The organism is Caldicellulosiruptor sp. F32 (assembly GCF_000404025.1).
Taxonomy (GTDB): Bacteria; Bacillota; Thermoanaerobacteria; order Caldicellulosiruptorales; family Caldicellulosiruptoraceae; genus Caldicellulosiruptor; species Caldicellulosiruptor saccharolyticus.
Genome location: NZ_APGP01000032.1, coordinates 24,922 through 47,077, shown reverse-complemented (window position 1 = coordinate 47,077; position 22,156 = coordinate 24,922). Strand labels below are relative to the sequence as shown.

At 35.7% G+C, this 22,156-nt stretch carries 18 protein-coding genes and 1 pseudogene; 4 read left to right on the top strand and 15 right to left on the bottom strand.

From position 1 onward, the window contains the following. Positions 1–33: 33 nt before the first annotated feature. The 15 genes from H964_RS03805 to H964_RS03735 all read right to left on the bottom strand — a co-directional run bounded on the left by H964_RS03805 (position 34) and on the right by H964_RS03735 (position 16,435). Positions 34–309, bottom strand: a complete 276-nt coding sequence (locus tag H964_RS03805; protein WP_039764766.1) for a GlsB/YeaQ/YmgE family stress response membrane protein — start codon at positions 307–309, stop codon at positions 34–36. A 63-nt stretch (positions 310–372) separates the two neighbouring features. Then, on the bottom strand, positions 373–1,008 hold the full coding sequence (locus H964_RS03800) for a thiamine diphosphokinase (RefSeq protein ID WP_039764764.1): 636 nt from the start codon (positions 1,006–1,008) through the stop codon (positions 373–375). A gap of 31 nt (positions 1,009–1,039) precedes the next feature. Then, positions 1,040–5,248 (bottom strand): PolC-type DNA polymerase III, encoded by a 4,209-nt coding sequence (locus H964_RS03795; RefSeq protein WP_039764762.1) that lies wholly within the window; start codon positions 5,246–5,248, stop codon positions 1,040–1,042. Next, the gene (locus H964_RS03790; RefSeq protein ID WP_039764760.1) at positions 5,245–5,913 is read right to left on the bottom strand and encodes a glycosyltransferase family 2 protein; all 669 of its coding nucleotides are present in this window, start codon (positions 5,911–5,913) and stop codon (positions 5,245–5,247) included. Before H964_RS03790 ends, H964_RS03795 begins: the two co-directional genes overlap by 4 nt. A 9-nt stretch (positions 5,914–5,922) precedes the next feature. Then, positions 5,923–6,975: a flavodoxin-dependent (E)-4-hydroxy-3-methylbut-2-enyl-diphosphate synthase gene (gene ispG / locus H964_RS03785; RefSeq protein ID WP_039764758.1), complete on the bottom strand. Its 1,053-nt coding sequence runs from the start codon at positions 6,973–6,975 to the stop codon at positions 5,923–5,925. Next, a complete protein-coding gene (gene rseP / locus H964_RS03780; RefSeq protein ID WP_237738183.1) occupies positions 6,972–8,024 on the bottom strand; it encodes an RIP metalloprotease RseP in 1,053 nt (350 codons plus the stop codon). The genes ispG and rseP overlap by 4 nt, the downstream gene beginning before the upstream one ends. Beyond that, positions 8,021–9,187: a 1-deoxy-D-xylulose-5-phosphate reductoisomerase gene (locus H964_RS03775; protein ID WP_039764756.1), complete on the bottom strand. Its 1,167-nt coding sequence runs from the start codon at positions 9,185–9,187 to the stop codon at positions 8,021–8,023. The genes rseP and H964_RS03775 overlap by 4 nt, the downstream gene beginning before the upstream one ends. A 27-nt stretch (positions 9,188–9,214) precedes the next feature. Continuing rightward, positions 9,215–10,000 (bottom strand): phosphatidate cytidylyltransferase, encoded by a 786-nt coding sequence (locus H964_RS03770; RefSeq protein ID WP_039764754.1) that lies wholly within the window; start codon positions 9,998–10,000, stop codon positions 9,215–9,217. A gap of 17 nt (positions 10,001–10,017) precedes the next feature. Then, positions 10,018–10,764, bottom strand: a complete 747-nt coding sequence (locus H964_RS03765) for an isoprenyl transferase (protein WP_039764790.1) — start codon at positions 10,762–10,764, stop codon at positions 10,018–10,020. Positions 10,765–10,862: 98 nt separating this feature from the next. Beyond that, positions 10,863–11,417 carry a ribosome recycling factor gene (frr, locus tag H964_RS03760; protein WP_011917860.1) on the bottom strand — a complete coding sequence of 185 codons (555 nt, stop codon included), beginning with the start codon at positions 11,415–11,417 and terminating at the stop codon, positions 10,863–10,865. Position 11,418: 1 nt separating this feature from the next. Next, entirely contained in the window at positions 11,419–12,138 is a 720-nt protein-coding gene (gene pyrH / locus H964_RS03755; protein ID WP_039764752.1) for a UMP kinase, read from the bottom strand. Between the two features lie 129 nt (positions 12,139–12,267). Further along, complete coding sequence (tsf, locus tag H964_RS03750; RefSeq protein WP_039764749.1) at positions 12,268–12,882, bottom strand: translation elongation factor Ts; 615 nt, start codon at positions 12,880–12,882, stop codon at positions 12,268–12,270. A gap of 43 nt (positions 12,883–12,925) precedes the next feature. After that, positions 12,926–13,693 (bottom strand): 30S ribosomal protein S2, encoded by a 768-nt coding sequence (rpsB, locus tag H964_RS03745; RefSeq protein WP_039764748.1) that lies wholly within the window; start codon positions 13,691–13,693, stop codon positions 12,926–12,928. 302 nt (positions 13,694–13,995) lie between these two features. Next, on the bottom strand, positions 13,996–15,276 hold the full coding sequence (locus H964_RS03740) for a nucleotide sugar dehydrogenase (RefSeq protein ID WP_039764788.1): 1,281 nt from the start codon (positions 15,274–15,276) through the stop codon (positions 13,996–13,998). Further along, positions 15,269–16,435 (bottom strand): glycosyltransferase, encoded by a 1,167-nt coding sequence (locus H964_RS03735; RefSeq protein WP_039764745.1) that lies wholly within the window; start codon positions 16,433–16,435, stop codon positions 15,269–15,271. The genes H964_RS03740 and H964_RS03735 overlap by 8 nt, the downstream gene beginning before the upstream one ends. A gap of 160 nt (positions 16,436–16,595) precedes the next feature. Between H964_RS03735 and H964_RS03730 the strand changes: the two genes are divergently transcribed. From H964_RS03730 to H964_RS03710, 4 genes and pseudogenes are all read left to right on the top strand, one after another. Continuing rightward, on the top strand, positions 16,596–17,114 hold the full coding sequence (locus H964_RS03730; RefSeq protein WP_039764742.1) for a DUF4330 domain-containing protein: 519 nt from the start codon (positions 16,596–16,598) through the stop codon (positions 17,112–17,114). A 550-nt stretch (positions 17,115–17,664) separates the two neighbouring features. After that, positions 17,665–19,053 carry an O-antigen ligase family protein gene (locus H964_RS03720; protein ID WP_039764738.1) on the top strand — a complete coding sequence of 463 codons (1,389 nt, stop codon included), beginning with the start codon at positions 17,665–17,667 and terminating at the stop codon, positions 19,051–19,053. A 2-nt stretch (positions 19,054–19,055) separates the two neighbouring features. Then, on the top strand, positions 19,056–20,813 hold the full coding sequence (locus H964_RS03715; protein ID WP_039764736.1) for an Rqc2 family fibronectin-binding protein: 1,758 nt from the start codon (positions 19,056–19,058) through the stop codon (positions 20,811–20,813). A gap of 68 nt (positions 20,814–20,881) precedes the next feature. After that, positions 20,882–22,126: pseudogene (locus H964_RS03710) on the top strand (6-phosphofructokinase); the annotation flags it as partial. Positions 22,127–22,156 lie beyond the last annotated feature (30 nt).

Here is a 22,156-nt window from a genome sequence, read left to right as displayed (position 1 = left end):
GATAAGGAGTTGTACCTTATCAGCCAATTGTTACTATTGTTGTGATTTGGTTGCCTCTTCAGCACCTTTTCTAAACAGTCCTAACACAAAGATGAATATCGCAGCGCCAAGTATGGTTGGAATAATCGGAATTCCGGCTATAACAGGACCAAGTTTTTTGAAAAATGGGATATATGCTCCAATCCATGAACCAACGAGCCCTGCAATCATTGCTCCAATAAAACCACCTGGCATCTTGTACTTGGTTAGTGCATCACCAATATAACCTGCAATTGCTGCAACAATCAGGGTCATTATAAATCCGAGCATCAGCTTTGACCCCCTTTTTTAAAATAGCACCTCTACTCTTTAGTATGATTACTTTTATCGAATTTAATCACTTGATAATATTACCAATAATACCCCATCTTCTACCTCAACAATTGCTTCATCTTCTATAATAACATTTGATACACCATAGGGATTGCCAAATTCCATGCTACCATCTTTTAGTTGATAATACAAACCTTTAGTTGAGATGCCTTTTACTGTTTTTGTATATGGTAGCAAAGATAGAATATGTCCTTTTTTTCCTTCTATTTTTATCTTGTCTTTTGTCATTGTAATGATATTATTATTATCAACAATAAGACCTTTTATATTGCGTTCAAGTAGATAATATAAAAGTGTGATGTTTGCCAGCACATGGTCAATCCTTCTTCCTGTGCAAGAAAGCATCACTATCTCATCAAAACCTCTTTCAACTAAGTACTCAACCGCAATCTGGGTATCAGTTTTGTCTTTTTCACGTGGAAATTCCATAATTTTTACATTTTTACACCTAAAATATTCCAAAACATCTTTGTCAACAGAGTCAAAGTCGCCTAATATCAAGTCTGGCAAAAAACCATAGTTGTATGCAACATTCGCGCCGCCGTCACAGCAAATAACAAAATTTGCCGTTTTTAAATATTCTTCATAAAAAGCTTTATCTTCCACACTGCCGTTTGATATAATAATCGCTCTCATCTCAATATCCCTTTCCATATTTTTCCAATATTTAGAAGAAACTTAGCTGGCTTGTCTGAGGTAAATCCTTTAAAACCTTGTACTGTGTCAATATCTCAATTACCTGTTTATTTAGTTTTGCTCTTCTCTGAAGGTCATCAATGGACAAAAATTTTCCTTCCTTTCTTGCCTCAACAATATTTCGTGCAGCAGCAATTCCAACGTTCGGCAAGGCATTAAATGGAATCAAAAGTCCCCCATCTTTTATTATAAACTTTTCTGCATCTGATTCGTTCAAATCAACAGGATAAAACTTAAGACCTCTTGCTAACATCTCATTTGCTATCTCAAGCACTGTCAGAAGGTTTTTGTCCTTTTGAGATAGAGTATTCATTCTATTCTCCATGTCTCTTATCTTTTGTCTTATAAACTCTCTTCCCTTTAATATGGTTGCATAATCAAAGTCATCTGCTCTGACTGTGAAGTATGTTGCATAGAAAGCTTCTTTATAATGAACCTTAAAGTAGGCAATCCTAAATGCCATCATGACATAAGCAGCAGCGTGTGCCTTTGGAAACATGTATGTGATTTTCTTACAGCTTTCTATATACCACTCTGGCACACCATAGCTTCTCAAAAGCTCTTCGTCTTCTGGTTTTAAACCTTTCCCTTTTCGAACATCCTCCATTATTCTAAAACTGTCTTTCGGCGGAACACCTTTTTGAATAAGGTATAGCATTATATCGTCACGAGTTGAGATTACCTCTTTTAACGTTGCAATGCCGTTTCTGACAAGATCCTGTGCGTTATTTGTCCACACATTTGTTCCATGGGAAAGCCCTGATATTCTAACAAGCTCAGCAAACGACTTTGGTTTTGTCTCTATCAGCATCTGTCTTACAAATCTTGTACCAAATTCTGGTATGCCAAAAGTCCCAACTTCACAGTCAATATCCTCAGGAGAAATTCCAAGCGCTTCTGTACTTGTAAAGATTGACAAAGTAGCCTTGTCATCAAGTGGGATTGATCGCGGGTCAACTCCCGTTAAGTCCTGAAGCATTCTTATTACAGTAGGGTCGTCATGTCCAAGTATATCAAGTTTTAATAATCTTCCAGAGATTGCATGATAGTCAAAGTGGGTTGTAATTACACTTTTGTCCTCGCTATCTGCAGGATGCTGAATTGGTGTAAAGTCGAAAATCTCTTTGTCTTTTGGAACAATCATAAGCCCACCTGGGTGCTGGCCTGTTGTACGTTTAACACCTGTGCAGCCCTGCGAAAGTCTTAAAACCTCTGCCGGGTGCAAGCTCAGTCCTTTTTCCTCTGCATACTTTGTAACAAACCCATGTGCAGTCTTTTCAGCAACTGTTGAGATTGTCCCTGCTCTGAAAACATAACCCTGTCCAAAAAGCTCTTCTGTGAACTTATGTGCAATGGGCTGATATTCACCTGAGAAGTTCAAATCTATATCAGGTTCTTTGTCACCATCAAAACCTAAAAAAGTCTCAAATGGTATATCATGCCCGTCTTTTCTAAGTTTTGTACCACACCTTGGACAGTCTTTGTCCTCAAGGTCATAACCACAGCCAACTGTTCCATCTGTCACAAACTCAGAATACTTACAGTTTGGACAAACATAGTGCGGTGGCAGTGGATTTACCTCTGTAATTCCACACATTGTAGCAACAAGTGATGAACCAACAGAACCACGTGAACCAACCAAGTATCCATCTGACAACGACTTTGACACAAGTTTTTGCGCAATCAAATACATCACAGCAAACCCATTTTTTATAATAGAATTTAGCTCTTTTTCAAGTCTCTGCTTAACAATCTCCGGAAGCGGTTCTCCATATATCTCATGAGCCCTTTTCATTGTCATGTTGTAAATCTCTTCTTCAGCGCCTTCAATCTTTGGCGGGAATGTCTCATCAGGTATTGGTTTTACATCCTCTATCATATCAGCAATTTTATTGGTGTTCTCAACAACAACTTCATATGCTGCTTCTTTGCCAAGATATTCGAACTCTTTCAGCATCTCATCAGTTGTTCTAAAGTATAAATATGGATCAGTTTCTACGTCATCGTAACCTTGGTTGTGCTTTAGAATTTGCCGCAAGATTCTCTGATGAGGATGGCAATAATGCGCATCAGACGTTGCAACAACCAACTTATTTAGTTTTTTCCCAAGCTGATATATCTTTTTGTTGATTTGTCTGAGCTGCTCTTCATCCTTTAAATATCCTTCTCTAATTAAAAAAGAGTTATTCTCAATAGGCATAATTTCAAGAAAATCGTAAAGTGATGCTATCTTCTCAAGCTCCTCATCGCTCTTCCCTTCCATAATTGCCCTAAAAATTTCTCCTGACTCACATGCGCTTCCTAAAATAAGACCATCTTTTAGCTGTATTAAAACACTTTTGGGAATTCTTGGTCGTTTATAAAAATACTCAAGATGAGAATATGAAACAAGCTTATAGAGGTTCTTTAGCCCCTGCTGATTTTTTACAAGTATTGTGGCATGGTAGCTATGCGATTTCAAATCTGCTTTTGTATTTGTTTCAATAGTATTAAGTTCTCTTAAATATTTATATCCTCGACTTTTTAGCTTTTCAATCAGACTTATAAAAATCTTTGCAGTAGTTTCAGCATCAGAGTCTGCTCTGTGATGATGTTTAAGTTCAATATTTAGAAATTCTGCCACTTTGTTTAACTTATGGGAGGATAAATCTGTAAGCACTCTTCTTGAAAGCTCTAACGTATCTATATATGTATAGTCAAAGATAAGGCCGCACTCTTGATAAGACCTTTTCAAAAATCCAATATCAAACTGTGCATTATGTGCAACCAAAATGGCTCCACTGCAGAACTTCTCAAATTCCAGTATAGCATCTGAAAGCTTTGGAGCATTATCTACCATATTCTGGTAAATACCTGTTAGTTCAGATATTCTAATAGGAATCTTTCCTTCCGGGTCCACAAATGTTGAAAATCTATCAACAATCTCACCGTTTTCTATCTTAACAGCTCCAATCTCAATTATCCTGTCTTTTTGGTTGTCAAAACCTGTTGTCTCAATATCAACAACTACAAAAGTAGTGTCTAAGCTCTGGTTTTCTTTCGGATTATATACAACAGGCACACCGTCGTCAATCAGATAGCATTCCATTCCGTATATGACCTTAACATCTTCACTCTTACTCACTTCCTGGGCTTCTGGGAATGCTTGTACAACGCCATGGTCAGTAATTGCAATTGCCCTGTGCCCCCATTTTGCAGCAGTCTTTATAAGTTCTTCTGCTGAACACACAGCATCCATAGTAGACATCTTTGTGTGGGCGTGAAGTTCTACCCTTTTTACCTCAGCTGTGTCAAGCCTTTCAGGTTTCACAGCTCTGTTTACATTCTTTGCATTTACAACAATTGCCTTTTCGAACTCATCAAACTCAACGTTTCCTTCAATTTTTATATAATCTCCCACAGAAATTGAAGTTGGGATATTGTCTTTTTTTGCAACAATTTTGACATAGGTAGATGTGTTGTAATCTGTGACATACAGTTTGTAAATGAGTATATTCTGGTTTTTTGTCTCTTTTATCTCAATATTGAAAACTTCACCCTCAATTATACACTTGCTGCCTACCTTTATTAAAGAAATAGGAGTTATTTCTTCTTTTTCGTTAATTCTTTTGCCAAATATGACATCTGGATCTTGCTGAATATCTTTTTTATCGGCTTCTTTCGTTTCTTTTTCCTTTCTCTTCTCTTCAGACTCTTTCAAATAGTTTTCAATTTCACTATCAAAGTCAAAGTGAATATAAAAGTCTTTAATCCTAAACTCTACATCACACTTGCAGCCAAACTCTTCACTTAAAATATCCCTGACAAGCACATCTAACTTTCTTTCAAGCATTATATCTCTAATTCCATTTGGCACTAAAAATACAAGCTTGTCACCTTCTAAAGTAATCTCGCACTCTTTTAAAAATGCCTTGAGCCCATTGCACTTTTTTGATATCTTATAGACCAAAAACCATTTGTGTTTCTGTAAAAGTTCTTTTATATTCACAACCTTGTTATTCAAAAGTTTAACCTCTACATCTTCGCAAATATCCAAGGAATTTTTGAATCTACTTTCAAGTTCAATTAAATTTATTTCATCTAACCCCTTAATATCATCAATGTATATTTTCAGAAACTTATTCGCTTTGTCAAATTCAACCTTGACAGGTTTGAGTGGTAAATAAGCCACCTCACTCATGCCTCATCCCTACTTTTTTTGAGATTGACATATCCTTTAATAATTTCTCTATACATTTTCATTCTGTGCTGAGCACCTTTGAAAAATCCCAGCTTTTCCTCTTTCATAACATGGGAAACATGGGGCAGTTCAACTGTCAAAACTCTTAAGTTCAGTTTTTTTGCATATTCTGTCAAGATAATCTCAATTGCATAGCCCAAATCTTTAATGTCTTTTCTTGATTCTAATATCTTATCAAAAACCCATCTTTTTATTGATCTTTGACCAGACAAAAAGGGTGAAATTTTCTGAGCTAAATCTGTAGAAAATCTACCTTCTGAAAATATCCCTATTGTCATATCAGCTTTATCTTCTAAAACAGGTAAAATAAGATTTTCAACATCTTCAACTTTGAGATTTATAAGGTCAGCATCAAGCATTAAAACTACGTCACTTTGAGTGTTTTCAACACCGTAGAAGATTGCATAGCTTTTACCCATATTTTGGTATAGTTTTAAAACATGTGCACCCTTTTCTTTTGCAACCTCTGCTGTCTTGTCCTCAGAGCCATCGTCTATCACATAAATTTCATCAACAAGCGTACACTTTTTCACAACCTCTATAACCGACCCTATCCTTTTTTCCTCATTGTACGCAGGAATCAAACAAACCACTTTATTATTCATCATTTCACCTCATGTTTTATAAAGAGAATAAATCTCTCGTATCAGCTCATCAACAAGATCATCTTCTTTTACCTTCTTTACAATCTTTCCTTTTTTAAACAAAAGTCCCTCTCCAATGCCGCAGGCAATTCCAATATCAGCTTCTTTTGCCTCACCAGGACCATTTACTGCACAGCCCATTATTGCAACGCTAATATCCAAATCCAAATTTCCAATTCTCTTTTCAACCTCATTTGCAATCTTGATTAAATCTACGTTACACCTTGCGCATGTTGGACATGAGATTATATTCACACCCTTTTTTAATTTTAACCCCTTTAGAATCTCTTTTGCAACAGTTACCTCTTTTTCAGGATCATCAGTAAGAGACACCCTTATTGTGTCTCCAATACCTTGAAGAAGCAGATGACCAATTGCAATACTTGACTTTACACACCCTGCAATAAATGTCCCTGCTTCTGTAAGTCCAACGTGAAGTGGATAGCTTGTCTTTCTTGACAAAATTTCATAACTTTTGATAGTTGTCAAAACGTCAGATGACTTTACAGATATTACAATATTGTCAAAATCAAAACTTTCCAAAAGTCTTACCTGGTTGAGGGCTGCCTCAACAATTGCTTCAGGCGTTGGTGATTTGTATTTTTCCAATATCTCTTTCGGAAGAGAACCTGAGTTTGCCCCAACTCTGATAGGAATACCATATCTTTTGGCTTCATCAACTATTTTCTTTACCTTTTCAGGTCCTCCAATATTACCAGGGTTAATCCTTATCTTATCAGCTCCATTGTAAATAGCCTCAAGTGCAAGTTTATAATCAAAATGAATATCAGCAACAATCGGAATATGAATCTTAGCCTTGATTTTTTCAATAGCTTTTGCACTTTCCATATCAGGTATTGCAACTCTTATTATTTCGCAGCCCAAACTTTCAAGTCTGAGTATCTGCTCAACTGTCTTTTCAACATCTTTTGTCTTTGTATTTGTCATTGACTGAATCCTAATTGGCTCACCGCCACCAATATAAAGATTGCCAATCTTTATCTTTCTTGTCAAACATGTCACCTTCCAGGCATTATGATGTTTTTGATATCATTAAAAGTGACAATTACAAGTAGTAAAAGGAGCAGCACAAACCCAATTGTATGAATCAGCGCTTCCTTTTCCCTGTTAAATGGCCTTCCCACTACTGCTTCGTATAAATAAAACACAAGTCTGCTTCCGTCAAGCGCAGGGAACGGAATGAGGTTTATAACACCAAGGTTTACTGAAATGAGCTGCATAAGCCACAAAATGTTTAAAAGCCCGCTTATAAAGTTTTGCTTAAACCCAGCATTTGCCGCCTGCCCAATTGTTTTTACTATTCCAACAGGTCCCATTACCTCAGACCCAGATACCTTGCCCGACAATATTAAAACAACTCCATAAATAGTCTCCTTAATCTCAGCATATGTGGCAAATATGCTATAATAGACGCTATTTAAAAAATTCTTCTGTGAAATTTTGGGTGATATACCTATTCGCTTTGACTTTGTATTAGGATCATATTTTGGAGTAACAAAGAAACTGTATTCCTGACCATCTCTTAAAACTTTAACTTCAAGAGGTTTGTCTTTGTAGAGCATATTATGAACTGCTAAATAGAAGCTTACCTGGTCCCATACAAATACACGATTGCCATCAAGCTCAATTATTTTATCTCCTGGTTTTATTCCTACTTGATATGCAGGCATAGTAGGCTCAACTTTACCAATTATATTTGTTCCAAAACCAACAAAATAGCCTATACCCATCATGATGACAATTGCAAGGACAAAATTCATCAAAGGACCCATTACCACCATCAAAATCCTTTTATGAACTTTTGCCTTATTTAGTGCACGTGGATGGTCTACTTCCTGGTCCTCACCAAGAGGTCTTACATAGCCGCCTATTAAAAAAGCTCTTACAGAATATTCTGTCTCTTTACCTTTGATGCTAAAAATCTTTGGACCAAACCCAATGGCAAACTCTTCTACAAGTACTCTTGATAATTTGCAAACAATAAAATGACCAAATTCATGAATAAGTATCACAATTGTGAGGACAATTAAAGCTATCAAAAGATTTATCAAGACATCTCACCTTCCACTATTTTTTTGAGTTCCATCCTTGCTATTTTATCAACCTCTAAGATGTCCTCAATTGAATTGATTTGTTGTGGCCTGTGGTTCTCAACAACCTTTGCTACATAATTCATCATATCAACAAATGTTATCTTCCCCTCCAAGAAAAATTTAACTGCTTCTTCGTCAGCCGCATTTAAAACAACTGGATAACTTTCCCCTTTTTGTGCACAATCATATGCGAGCTTGAGCAAAAAGAATGTCTCAAAATCAGGCTCTTCAAATGTAAGCTGCTTTAATTTGCTAAAGTCAAGAGGCTCTATTAAACAGATACCCCTTTTGGGATATGTTAAACTGTATTCAATTGGAAGTCGCATATCTGGATTTGAAATCTGAGCTTTTATAGAGCCATCAACAAACTCCACCATTGAATGTATAATACTTTGGGGATGTATTACAACATCAATCTCATCAGTTTTTTTGTCAAAGAAAAACATTGCTTCAATAACTTCAAAACCCTTGTTAATTAGCGTTGCAGAATCAACTGTTATTTTTTTCCCCATTCTCCATGTAGGATGCGAAAGTACATCTTCTATTTTGACATTTTTTAGTTGGTCTAATTTCTTACCTCTAAATGGTCCGCCTGAAGCTGTTAATATTATTCTTTTGACATTTTTATTGTCCTCACCTATAAGACACTGGAAGATAGCACTGTGCTCTGAATCAACGGGAATCAAAATGTAGTCTTGGTTTTCATTTGATTTGTCCTTGATCATCTGTTTTATAATTTTTCCCCCAACAACTAACGTCTCTTTGTTGGCAAGTGCAACCTTTTTACCTGCTTTTACTGCTTCAATGGTTGGAACTAACCCTGATATTCCCACTAATGCGTTTAAAATAAGGTCAGCATTTTCATAAGTTGCAAGCTCAATCAGTCCTTTTTGACCTGCTATAATTATTTTATTAGGAAATTGCTCTTTTAAAATAGTATAATACCTCTCATCACCTATGCAAAGAATCTCTGGGTTCAGATCTTTTGCTTGGGATATGAGCATTCCAATATTCTGATATGCAGAAAGTCCTACCACCTTTATTCCTAACCTCTTTGCAACATCTACTGCTTGACGTCCAATTGAACCAGTTGACCCTAAGATGCAAATTTTTTTTGTCATATCCTTCGCTCCTTCTAAAAAGTAATATCAAAATATTCCTATCTTAGCAAGAAGGTATATTACTGGTGCAACCATTATTAAGCTGTCAAACCTATCTAGAATACCACCATGTCCTGGTAAAATATAGCCAAAGTCTTTTTTGTTCTGCTCTCTTTTTAGCATAGAAGCAAACAAATCACCCGTGTGAGCAATAACAGAAAGACCTCCACCTGCAATCAAACCAGTTATAAAAACTTTAAAGTCAAACTTCGCGTAGCACAAAATACTTAAATAAAACCAAACGGCAATTATACCACCAATCATTCCACCAATAAATCCTTCTAAGCTCTTTTTGGGGCTTATACTGCTCCACACTCTTCGTTTGCCGAATGTTATACCAATAAAATACGCAAAAGTGTCAGTTGCCCAGCACACAAGATAGGGAAGCCAAATAAGTTTCTTGCCATTTTCAAAATCATAAAGGGACACCAAAAAGAAAATAGGCAATAACACATATATAAAGGAAAAAATAGAATATACTATGCTCTTTGCCGCAACCTCATTTTTGAAACTTTCTATAAACGCAAATAAAAACAGAGTAATGAAGAGTATAAAAGTTTTCTTCGAAAAATCAACTGGAATTATAAAAAAAATAATGCTCGCAAGCATGCTCAGATACATCATGTACTTTTCGATTTTATAAACAGACAAAAACTCATAAATCCCAACCACTGCAACAACAATTCCAAAAACTTTGAGTGGAATACCACCTAAGATATTTACTGCAGCAACTAAAGCTATACCCCAAATAGCTGTAAATATCCTTTGCTTCATAACCTTTCCTCCAAAACCTATTTTACACCACCAAATCTTCTTTCTCTTTTCTGATAGTCTTCAATAGCCTTTAAAAGATGTTCCTTTTTAAAGTCTGGCCAAAGCACATTTGAAAACCAAAACTCGGTATAAGATATCTGCCACAAAAGAAAATTAGAGACCCTCATCTCGCCACTTGGTCGAATCAAAAGGTCAGGATCAGGAATATCCTTTGTATAAAGATAGTTCTTAAAAAGCTCTTCATTAATAGCTTCGATATCAATTTTACCACTCTTGATATCTAAAGCCAAATTTTTTACTGCATTTATAATCTCGCTTCTACCCCCATAGTTCAAAGCTATAACTACACAAAGTCCTGTTTTATCTTTTGTCCTCTCCTCGGCACTTATAATTCTCTCTTGAATATCCTTATCAAGCTTTGAAATATCTCCTATTACCCTGATTTTTATTTGCGTTTTATTAATGAGATTCTCTATCTCTGTGTCAAAAAACTCTCGAAGAAGATTCATAAGATTTTCAACCTCATCCTTCGGCCTTTTCCAATTCTCTGTCGAAAAAGCATACACAGTAATATATTTTAAACCAATTTCATCAGCAAACAAGACTATCTCTTTCAACTTTTGCGCACCGAATCTGTGACCAGCTGAACGTGGCAGTCCTCTTTTTTTTGCCCATCTACCATTACCATCCATGATAATTGCAATGTGTCTTGGCATTTTTTCTTTGTCAATTGGAATTTTCTTCCTTTTAAAAAAATCAAACATCTTTACTAAAAGCCCTCTCTTTCCATTTTTGCAAAACTCTTTTTTATCTAAAAAAATAACGGGGATTTTGAAAAACCCCGCCAAATATCTTTTTAAATTTATACCTCCATTATCTCCTTTTCCTTTGCACTTAAAAGCTTTTCAATTTGTTCTATGTATTTGTCGTGAAGCTTTTGTACATCCTCTTCAGCGTCTTTCAGGTCATCCTCTGTAATCTCATTGTTTTTCTTCATCTTCTTGTACTCATCAATTGCCTCTCTTCTGATGTTTCTGATTGCAACCTTTGCGTCTTCTGCCATCTTTTTAACCTGTTTTACAAGCTCTTTTCGTCTCTCTTCAGTAAGTTCAGGGAATATAAGCCTTATTACCTTACCGTCGTTGGCAGGATTTACACCAAGGTCTGCCTTCTGAATTGCCTTTTCAATTTCTTTGAGCATTCTTGCTTCCCACGGCTGGATGACAATCATTCTCGCTTCTGGTACAGTAATGCTCGCAAGCTGAGGAATTGGAGTTGGAACACCGTAGTAGTCTACCATAACCTTGTCCAAGATATGAGGATTTGCTCTTCCTGCCCTGACTGTTGCAAACTCTTCTTTTAAAGTTTCAATTGCCTTTTTCATTTTTTCTTCAGCAATTTGAATAGGCTCTGGCATCTCACCTTTCCTCCTTTACATTTACTAATGTGCCAATGTTCTCACCCATCACAGCCTTGATAATGTTCCCCTTTGCAAGTTCAAATACCACAATTGGAATTTGATTATCCATGCACATAGATGTAGCTGTTGAGTCCATTACCTCAAGTCGCTGATTGATGACATCTAAGTAGGTTATAAAGTCGTACTTTTTAGCATTTGGATTCTTCTTAGGGTCACTATCATAAACACCATCAACTTTTTTAGCAAGAAGTATGGCCTCAGCATCAATTTCAGCAGCTCTCAGTGCTGCTGCAGTGTCTGTTGAAAAGAAAGGATTACCTGTTCCACATGCAAAAATTACAACCCTGCCCTTTTCTAAGTGCCTGATTGCACGTCGTCTGATATACGGTTCTGCAATCTGCCTCATCTCGATTGCACTCTGGACCCTTGTAGGTATTCCTCTTTTTTCAAGGATGCTCTGAAGTGCAAGTGAATTAATAACAGTCGCAAGCATTCCCATGTAGTCAGCTGTTGCCCTGTCAATATGCTCAGCACTTCTTCCCCTGAAGAAGTTGCCACCACCAACAACTATGGCAACCTCAACACCAAGCTCTCTTACTTTTGCTATTTCTTCAGCAATAGATTCAATAACCTGCCAATCAATTCCAAAACCCTTTTCTCCTCCCAATGCTTCCCCACTTAATTTTAATATTACCCTTTTGTACTTTGGTTCAACCATTTTTTATCTTCTCCTTCTCTATGATAATATTTTACAAATAAAAGCACATCTTTATCAAGAGTTTTTGCTCAAAAAAAGGGAACACCACTTTAATAAATAGTGTTCCCTTCCCTTGCTATTATTTAAAAATTAACAAGAAGCAACCTTCTCAATTCCCTCTCCTCTTTCAAATCTTGCAAATCTTCTTATGACAATGTTCTCTCCAATCTTAGCAATCTTTTCGGTGAGCAAATCCTTTATTTTCATGTCAGGGTTTTTAATCCAAGGCTGCTCAAGCAAACATACCTCCTCAAAGAACTTTTCAAGTCTTCCTTCAACAATTCTGTCAACAACATTTTCAGGCTTTCCTTCGTTTAGTGCCTGCTGTCTTAATATCGCCTTTTCTTTTTCGATAACCTCCTGTGGAATTTCCTCTCGTGAAACATACTTAGGATTTGCAGCTGCAATCTGCATTGCAATATCCTTTGCAAATTGTCTAAATTCTTCATTTCTTGCAACAAAGTCTGTCTCACAGTTGATTTCAACCAATACACCAATTCGGCCATTGCCATGGATATAGCTTTCTACAATGCCTTCTGCAGCAACTCTTGAAGCCCTCTTTGCTGCCTTTGCAAGACCTCTCTCTCTTAAAAGCTCAATTGCCTTTTCCATATCGCCATTGGCATCTTCTAATGCCTTTTTGCAATCCATCATTCCAGCACCAGTTCTTTCTCTTAGCTCTTTTACCATTTCAGCGCTAATCATATCAAAAATCCCTCCTAAAAGTTATACTAAAGGAACAAAAAGGTTATTCATCTATAACATCATCATTACTATCTTTAACCTCTTGAGCTTTAACCTCTTCCTTTTGCTCTGAAGCAGGTGCAAACTGTTCCCCTTCTCTTCCTTCAATCACAGCATCCGCAATCTTAGAGGTAATGAGCTTTACTGCCCTTATTGCATCATCATTTCCAGGAATAACATAGTCAATTTCATCAGGATCACAGTTTGTGTCAACAATAGCAACTATTGGTATCCCAAGTTTTCTTGCCTCAAGCACTGCATTTCTCTCTTTTCTCGGATCAACAATATACAAGATATCAGGAATTCTTGGCATATTCTGGATTCCACCAAGGTACTTCAAAAGTCTTTCTTTCTCTTTTCTTAAAAGATTCACTTCTTTCTTTGGTAGAACATCAAATGTGCCATCTTCTTCCATTCTCTGAAGCTCTTTTAGCCTTTCAATTCTTGTTTTTATTGTTCTAAAGTTTGTTAAAAGCCCACCAAGCCACCTTTGATTGATATAGTACATACCACATCTTTCTGCTTCTTCTTTGATTGTCTCTTGAGCTTGTTTTTTAGTTCCAACAAAGAGAATAATCTTTCCTTCCTGCACTTGGGATTTTACAAACTCATAAGCCTCGTCCATTTTCTTTACAGTCTTTTGAAGGTCGATGATATAAATACCATTTCTTTCTGTAAAGATATACTCTGCCATTTTGGGATTCCATCTGCGTGTCTGATGACCAAAGTGAACACCTGCTTCTAAGAGCTGTTTCATAGTTAAAACTGGCATCTTTTTCAACCTCCCTCAATTCGGTTTTTCTTCGAGTCGGATAGAAAGAAGGCAATCTTGCCTTCCACCGAAGATTTCCGACTCTGTTTTTTTACAAAGCCCACATTATTATAGCATATCATTTTAAATGTAACAAGAAAAATTATTTAATAAGAAGATGGACAAATGAATATTAACATGCTTAAAAAATTTTGTTATAATCTTGTTTGCAAAACCCACCAAATTTTATTTTGAAAGTCTATATCCAAAAAAGGGTCTTGGCCATTTTGCCAAGACCCCATTTTTTAGCCATAGCAGCTATTCTATATCTTCTCCAGAATAAACCCTTTTTCCTTTGCATCCTGCTGGGTAAATACATCTCTTGTGTCAATTACGATGGCTCTTGAAGGGGGAATATATTCAAAAATCTTATCAAATTCTATTCCATGCTGTCGCGCTAAAATAAGAACAACCTCAACATCTTCTAATGCTTCTTTAAAACTCTTTACTTTAAAATCATATTCTTTTTTCACAGCAGGGTCAAACGCTTTTACCTCAACACCACGTTGTCGTAAAATCTCAACAATTTCAAGTGCAGGACTGAGCCTATCGTCCGAAGAATAATCTTTCATCGCAATACCAAGCACAGCAACCTTCTTTTTAGCTCCATACTTTTCAATTGTCCTTATCACAAGGTCAGAGATATAGGCGGGAATTCCTTGGTTGAACATTCTTGCAGTCTTAGATAGCTTGAGTTCCACTCCCATCTCCTCTGCCTTTGCATTCAGATAATAAAAAGCATTTGGTATACAAAAACCACCTACACCAGGGCCTGGATAAAGCAAATTCACCCTTTTGTGTGTATTTGCAACCTTGATGACCTCAAATATATCTAAATTCATAGCCTTTGTAAATCTTTCAAATTCGTTCACCATTGCAATGTTTATATCTCTTTGAAGATTTTCTAGTACTTTAGCCGTCTCCACAACCTCAACCGAAGATGCAACAACAACCTCTTCTTTGCAAATCACTTTTATCAAATCAACAGCTCTTTTTGTGCTGACTTCACAAAAACCAGCAAGAGCTGTGGGCATGTTCTCAAATTCTTCAAAGGCTCTGCCCTCTGCAATTCTCTCAGACGCGTAAGCTAAATAAAAGTCCTTGCCACACTTTAGGCCACTTTCTTCCAATATAGGAAGAAACACATTTCTGGTTGTACCAGGTACAACAGTTGACCTTAGAACAATAAGTTGATTTTTTCTCAAGTTATTCTTTATCTCTTTCGCACAAGAAATCAAATATTCGTAATATGGTTTCCCTCCATAAACTGGGATTGGCACGGTAACTATAATATCATCGCAGGCTTGCATTGCCTCTTTATAATCAAGCATTGGTACAAAGTTTCCATTTTGTAGGTGATCTTTTAAAATCTCTTGAATTGTCCTTCCTTTATAACTTTCTAAATGATGAGTTTCCCCTCTTTGAAGCTCACTAATTAGCTCTGGATTGCTGTCAACCCCATAAACTTTATAACCTTTCATTGCAAAAGATAGAGCAAGTGGTAGTCCTACGTATCCAAGCCCAATTACACAAACGTTATTCAACATATATCCCTTCCCTCTTTAGTATCTCAATTATTTGGCTTACTCTACTATCCCATGAGGTAAGCCTTGCGTACTCTACTCTTTTTAACATCTTTTCATTGCTACCGTCTTTGAGCTCTGAAATTGCTTCTTCACACTTTTGCAATACCTCATCATAATCTTTCCCAATATAAACAACATCCGGAAACTCTTCAACTTGAGGCATTGAGGTTGAAACAATTGGCTTTCCAGTAGCTAAATACTCATAGAACTTAAGGGGACTTACATTTTCTGATAATTTATTAATCTTAAAAAGGTTCAAACAAACATCAAATTGCGCAACATACTGGGGCAAGATTTGATGATCTATTCTTCCTAACATATACACATTTTTGTATTTTTTAAGGTTATCTACACTCACGCCTGCACCAACAGGACCAATCAAGACAAACGACCAATCTTTTCTTTTGGATGCCAAATACTCTATCAGCTGTGTATCAATCCATGTATGAATGACTCCTACAAAGCCAAAGATAGGATGAGGAATATTTTTCATACTCTCTGGCACAGGAGCCTTTGTTGCTGCCTTATTAAAATGCTCAAACTCTGCTCCATTTGGTACAAGGTATGTTTTTGGATTTAGGTTCTTGAGTTTGTTGTAAAGACCTTCTGCTGTTGTAAAAACCACATTGCTCTTTTTAGCAAGCTCATCTTCCATTTCCTCTACAACCTGTTTGTTAATAAAACCTTGAAACTCTGAATGTTTGTCTATACAGTCATACACTAAAAATCCATAAGGAAGATACTCCAAAAGGTCAACTGTGTTTGGCATATACGTCCAAATAATGGGTGACTTTAGATCAAAGTTCTGATAAATAACCTCTTTCACAAACCTTGCTATCATTTTTTGATTGAATTTATTAATTGACCTTTTTCTGTTGTAAAAAGGCATAATTGGAGGCAAGGCAAAGACGAATAGATTTTCTTTAACTCTCTTGGGAGATTTTCTAAACTTGGTCAAATACGGCTTCAGGCTTGGATCTTTTAACGGCCCTATATAAGTTACTGGTGGGTCTAAGTAAAATATTCTACAGCTTTCCGGCATTCTTTTCATTATCTGTTGCTTTCGCGTAGGTATCGGATCCCACGGTGTTGTTGAAAAACAAATAATATCAATCATCTCTTATCCTCCTTAAGGCTTATAATAGTATTTTCATTACAGATTTTAAGATACAATATTTTTGACAAAATAGTCAACAAAAAATTATAAAATCTCTTGACCAACCAAAATGATTTGTAATACTATGGTTTTGATAAATCTAATGTGGAGGGAGAAAATAATGAAGATTGTAGATCAGAAGGGTAGGCTATTCGGGATTATCAACATTGTAGACCTTATCTTAATTGTGCTGATTGCAGCTATTGCATGGGTAGGGTTTGTCAAAATTTCATCGCATGGAAAGGCATCTGAAAATGCATCACAAGACGAATTTGTAGAAATCAAATATGGCGAAGCAATTATCAATGTGAAGATTCCTCTTGTTGACCCTGTGATGGCTGAGTCTTTACACAAAAACGATTTTCTGGTGTCTGAAAATACCTTGACAAAATCGTATATACGAGATGTCCAGATAAAAGAAGGAGTTTATGAAAGAACATCACAAGAAGGCAAAGTTGTTGTTGCAACTCATCCGTATAAAAAAGATGTCTATGTTACAATCTATGGGTATGTGACACTTGAAGGGGCTACCATAAAATTAGACAAGCAAACAGTGAGAGTTGGTAAAACCTTTTATGTCAAGACAAAAACTACCGAGCTTGTTGGTGTTGTAACTGGTGTTAAAATTGTAAAAGAATAGGGATGTGAAATGATGATAAGAGAAAGTATTGCTTATAAAATAGTGATATTCCTTTATAGATATTTAAGGGAAAGCAGGATTTATGAACTTGTATCCAAGCTCTTCTACTTTTCCCAATATTCTATAGTATTTGAGCTTGTAGGAAAAGAGGAAAAACAAAAATACATAAGCAGCTCTTTTATCTTGAGGGCTGTGAAAAACTTCTATAGCTTTTGCATTACAAAATCCTTCAATGTGTTTCAAAAATTTAAAGGGTTTTGGTCAAATAGCTTTTTGCTAAAATTACTTAAAAGTCAAATAATTCTTTTTAGAAAAAGCCCTATTTTCGTCTTTACTTTTTACATCTTTGTATTCTACCTTGGTTTTTTCACTGGTGAGGCAATCAAAAATAGACTCTCTCTAACTAAACTTGTAATATTATTTGTTTTGCTACTCATAAATTTTCTAAATTTTCAACTAAGTAGTAGCAAATATGTACAAAATAGCTTAATCTTGAAGTTCTTTAAAGAAATTTTTTCTTAAAAGAAATTTATTGAAAGGTGAAATAAAAATGGTTGAAAGAAAGAGTTTGTACACTACCGCCTTTTTGATATTTTTACTGGGGCTTATAGGAAGTTTGGTATCGTCGAAAATTGCACTTTTGGCACTTGCTCTATTTTTACTTGTGTTAATTATATTTGAAGACCCATCAAAGCTCTTGTATGGTGTTGTACTTTATGCGTTTGTTGATTTTATTTTTAGAAAAGTAGGTGTCCTTGGAAGTTTTGCATCAATATGGGATGAGATGTTTTTTATATTGATTGTGTTTGCGTTCATCCTAAAATCAACTTTGAATAACAATCCTAAACTGAGAGTATCACCATTAGATATATATATCATTGTCTTTTTACTCATTTGCATTTTCCTGCTGTTAAAAAATTCTCCAAATATGAGAATTGCAATTGAAGGATTTAGAGTATATGCCGAATACGCTCTTTGGTTTTTTGTAGGATTGAATTTACTTAAAAATATTTGCCAGTTTAAAAGATTTATTTCTGTTTACATCTTTATGATGTTTTTGATATCTTTGTATGGTATTTACCAGTATATAATTGGAGTTGAAATTCCGTCGAGTTGGATTGATAGTAGTTTTGAGACGTATATAAGAACACGAGTTTACTCAATCATAGGAAGCCCAAATGTTTTAGGAAGCTTACTCGCAATGTCTATACCCTTTGTTATTCCTTTTGTGCTATACGAAAAGAGTATTTCAAGAAGGATTTACTACCTTGTAGTTTTAATTTCAATGATTGTTTGTCTTGGATTTACATTTTCACGAGGTGCATGGCTTGCATTTTTAGTATCCATGATTTTATATGGATTTTTTATCGACAAAAGAGTTTTAGCACTGCTGTTTTCAATAATAGTGTTAGTTCCAATTCTTGCTCCTTCAATATTGATGAGAATACTTTATATGCTAAGCAGCCAGTACGCAAAAAGCAGTGCAAGAGCAGGTAGAATTGCAAGATGGACAAAGGCTTTTGAGATTTTAAAAGAAAACCTCTTGTTTGGTGTTGGCTTTGGAAGATTCGGAGGAGCTGTTGCAAAGAGAAATATCGCAGATGCATTTTACGTTGATAATTTCTATCTTAAAAGTGCTGTTGAAATGGGAATTATTGGGGTCATCATCATGATATTGACATTTGTGATGGGACTGGTTTTAGCAGCAAGAGTGATTAAACAATTAAAGTCAAAAGAACTCAAAAAAATAGGTAGTGGCATTTTAATTGGCCTTGCAACTGTTTTGATACACAACGTTGTTGAAAATATCTTTGAAGTTCCAATGATGACCACTTATTTTTGGTTGTTTTTGGGATTTTTATTTGCTTTAAAATATATTGACTCTGAAAATATTACACATTCTAAAGAAGATTACTTACTTGAAGACGGGGGAAGCTAAGGATGCCATTTGACGGAGTTGTTCTTAGTAGACTTAAAAAAGAGCTTACGCTTGAACTTACTGAAGGAAAGGTTGAAAGAATTTATCAACCTAATCAGTTTGAAATAAATCTTTATATCTACAAACTGGGCATGACAAAAAAACTCATAATCTCTGCAAATCCGTCGCTTCCAAAAATATATATTACAGAAAAACAAAAGAAAAATCCTGAGGTTGCACCAAATTTTTGTATGATTCTTCGCAAAAATCTACTTGGTGCAAAAATTACGAACATCTATCAAGAAGGTTTGGAAAGAATTGTTAAAATAGAATTTGAAACCAAAAATGAGCTTGGAGATATCGAGAAAAAATATATTATATTTGAAATGATGGGGAGACATAGCAACATATTTTTAGTGGACTCAAATAACAGAATTATTGACGCAATAAAGAGGATGTCTTTTGAAATTTCTCCACGTACTATTTTGCCAGGAGCTAAATATGTATTGCCACCAGTGTTAACAAAGAAAAATCCTCTTGAAGTTACATTTGAAGAATTCTCTTCATTTTTTGAGAACTCTAACAAATCTTATGAAAACATTCTTATTGACAATTTGTCAGGAATTAGCAAACAGTTTGTAAACGAGGTCATGTTGCATGCACAAGTTTTTAAAGAAAGTGTTGAAAAAAACGAAGTTATCAAAAGGATTTTTGAATCTTTAAAAGAATTATTATATTGTATAGTAGAAAAAGGTGAAATTCTACCAACATTGTACACAGATAAAGGAAATGTAGTAGATTTTTATGTAATTGATCTGAAGAGCTATTCAAACTTTTCAAAAAGGTTTTTTACAAGCCTCAACAGATGTATAGATGAATACTATTCAAAAAAAGAAGAACATACCATTTTCATTGAAAAAAAACAATATCTTCAAAAGATAATTGAGCAAAATTTAAAAAAGCTAAGTCAGAGGTACGAACAAAACCTGCAAAAAATAGATGAGGCAAAAAATGCTGAGCTTTTCAAGAAGTACGCCGACCTAATCTTAGCAAACCTATATCAACTAAAACCCACATCTGAAGACTTCATTGAAGTTATTGACTACTACAGCGAGGATTTGCCGCAAATTAAAATTCCAATTGAAAAAGACAAAGACCTGAAGCAGAATGCAGAGAGGTATTATAAACTTTATAACAAATTAAAGAAAGCTGAAGAATACGCTAAAGCTGAAATATCAGAGATTGAAACTGAACTGGAATTTTTGTATAGCTTAGAAGCTTTGCTTGAAAAAAGTGTAGAGATGGAAGACCTTTTGAGTGTTGAAGAGGAGTTGGAAAAGGAAGGATATGTAAAAACCCAGCCAGATGCTAAGAAAAATGAAAAAAAGAAAGATTCCAAAAAACCAAATCCTCATCATTTTGTCAGCTCAGATGGTTTTGACATCTATGTAGGAAGAAACAATATCCAAAACGATTATCTCACATTAAGATTTGCATCAAGCAATGATATCTGGCTCCATACCCAAAAAATCCCAGGTTCACATGTCATAATCAGAACAAACAACAGAAGCGTGCCTGATAGGACTTTGCTGGAAGCTGCACTACTTGCTGCGTATTTTAGTAAAGCGAAAAACTCAACCAAGGTAGCTGTTGACTATACTTATGTAAAGTATGTTAGAAAACCGCCCAAATCAAAACCAGGGTTTGTTATATACGAGAACTTTAAGACTATAATTGTGGATTCACCTACAGATATAGATGACTTTAAAAAAGTAGAATGACAGACGGCTTCAATGTTTAACATTAAGATAAACTGAAAATTTAACAAAAGCGGGAGGGATCTAAAAGGCCAAAAGAGGGAAATTGTGTAATAGCGCAATCGGGGGGACCAACTGCTGTTATCAATGCCTCGCTTTTAGGTGTAATTGAAGAAGCGATGAAGCAACATCCAATAAGGGCTATTTATGGTGCAAAAAATGGGATAATTGGTCTTATTGATGAGGAACTCTACGACCTCAGAATGGAGGACCCTGAAGAGTTAAAGCTTTTAAAAACTACACCTTCATCGGCCTTGGGTTCTTGTCGATATCAGCTAAAGCCTTTTGAGCACGATGAAAAAGACTATGTTAAGATTTTTAATGTTTTTGAAGCACACAATATAAGGTATTTCTTTTACATTGGTGGAAATGATTCAATGGATACTGCTGACAAGCTCACACGCTATGCAAAAAAGATTGGTTATGATATATGCATAATAGGAATTCCGAAGACAATTGACAACGACCTTGTCATGACAGACCACTGCCCTGGCTTTGGTAGTGCTGCAAAGTACATTGCAACGTCTGTCATGGAAATAGCAAGAGATGCTGTTGTATATCCAACAAATATTGTTACAATAATTGAAGTAATGGGAAGAAATGCCGGGTGGCTTGCTGCTGCATCAGCCTTGGCTGCGAAAGATATTGGTGCACCTGACCTTATTTACCTACCTGAAGTACCGTTTTCTGTTGACAAGTTCTTAGATGATGTCAGAAATATACACAAGAAGACAGGGAAAATTACAATTGTAGTATCAGAGGGTATCAAGGACAAAGATGGAAAGTACATTGCTGATATGAGCCACAAGTTTGGAATAGACGCATTTGGGCATGTACAACTTGGTGGTGCAGCGTTTGTTTTAGAAAACATAATCCGTGAAGAAGTGGAAAAGAGAGTAAAAGCAATCCAGTTCAATGTTCTGCAGAGAAGTGCAGCTCATATCATGTCAAAGACTGATGTTGAAGAGGCATACATGGTTGGAAGAATGGCTGTAAAATATGCAGTTGAAGGTGCAAGTGGATACATGGTTGCAATTAAGCGTGACAGTGATAGTCCATATTCCAGTTCAACAGAACTTGTAGAGCTTTATAAAGTTGCAAACGCAGAGAAATTAGTACCTCTTGCATGGATTTCTCATGATGGAAACTATGTAAAAGAAGAAATTCTCAATTATATCCAGCCTCTAATCGAAGGCGAAGTTGAAATCAAATTTGAAAAGGGACTTCCTCGATATGCAAAGCTCAGAAAGATAATGGTGCCAAAAAAGGTTGTATAAACTTTGAAAAAGTACTAAATTGAAATAAAA

What these genes read in the sequence shown, in the direction of transcription:
- H964_RS03765 (WP_039764790.1), bottom strand. Translation starts at nt 10,764, where the DNA reads ATGTTTGATTTTTTTAAAAGGAAGAAAATTCCAATTGACAAAGAAAAA.
- H964_RS03775 (WP_039764756.1), bottom strand. Translation starts at nt 9,187, where the DNA reads ATGACAAAAAAAATTTGCATCTTAGGGTCAACTGGTTCAATTGGACGT.
- H964_RS03730 (WP_039764742.1), top strand. Translation starts at nt 16,596, where the DNA reads ATGAAGATTGTAGATCAGAAGGGTAGGCTATTCGGGATTATCAACATT.
- H964_RS03715 (WP_039764736.1), top strand. Translation starts at nt 19,056, where the DNA reads ATGCCATTTGACGGAGTTGTTCTTAGTAGACTTAAAAAAGAGCTTACG.
- H964_RS03795 (WP_039764762.1), bottom strand. Translation starts at nt 5,248, where the DNA reads ATGAGTGAGGTGGCTTATTTACCACTCAAACCTGTCAAGGTTGAATTT.
- H964_RS03800 (WP_039764764.1), bottom strand. Translation starts at nt 1,008, where the DNA reads ATGAGAGCGATTATTATATCAAACGGCAGTGTGGAAGATAAAGCTTTT.
- H964_RS03805 (WP_039764766.1), bottom strand. Translation starts at nt 309, where the DNA reads ATGCTCGGATTTATAATGACCCTGATTGTTGCAGCAATTGCAGGTTAT.
- frr (WP_011917860.1), bottom strand. Translation starts at nt 11,417, where the DNA reads ATGCCAGAGCCTATTCAAATTGCTGAAGAAAAAATGAAAAAGGCAATT.
- tsf (WP_039764749.1), bottom strand. Translation starts at nt 12,882, where the DNA reads ATGATTAGCGCTGAAATGGTAAAAGAGCTAAGAGAAAGAACTGGTGCT.
- H964_RS03790 (WP_039764760.1), bottom strand. Translation starts at nt 5,913, where the DNA reads ATGAATAATAAAGTGGTTTGTTTGATTCCTGCGTACAATGAGGAAAAA.
- pyrH (WP_039764752.1), bottom strand. Translation starts at nt 12,138, where the DNA reads ATGGTTGAACCAAAGTACAAAAGGGTAATATTAAAATTAAGTGGGGAA.
- H964_RS03770 (WP_039764754.1), bottom strand. Translation starts at nt 10,000, where the DNA reads ATGAAGCAAAGGATATTTACAGCTATTTGGGGTATAGCTTTAGTTGCT.
- rpsB (WP_039764748.1), bottom strand. Translation starts at nt 13,693, where the DNA reads ATGCCAGTTTTAACTATGAAACAGCTCTTAGAAGCAGGTGTTCACTTT.
- H964_RS03720 (WP_039764738.1), top strand. Translation starts at nt 17,665, where the DNA reads ATGGTTGAAAGAAAGAGTTTGTACACTACCGCCTTTTTGATATTTTTA.
- H964_RS03735 (WP_039764745.1), bottom strand. Translation starts at nt 16,435, where the DNA reads ATGATTGATATTATTTGTTTTTCAACAACACCGTGGGATCCGATACCT.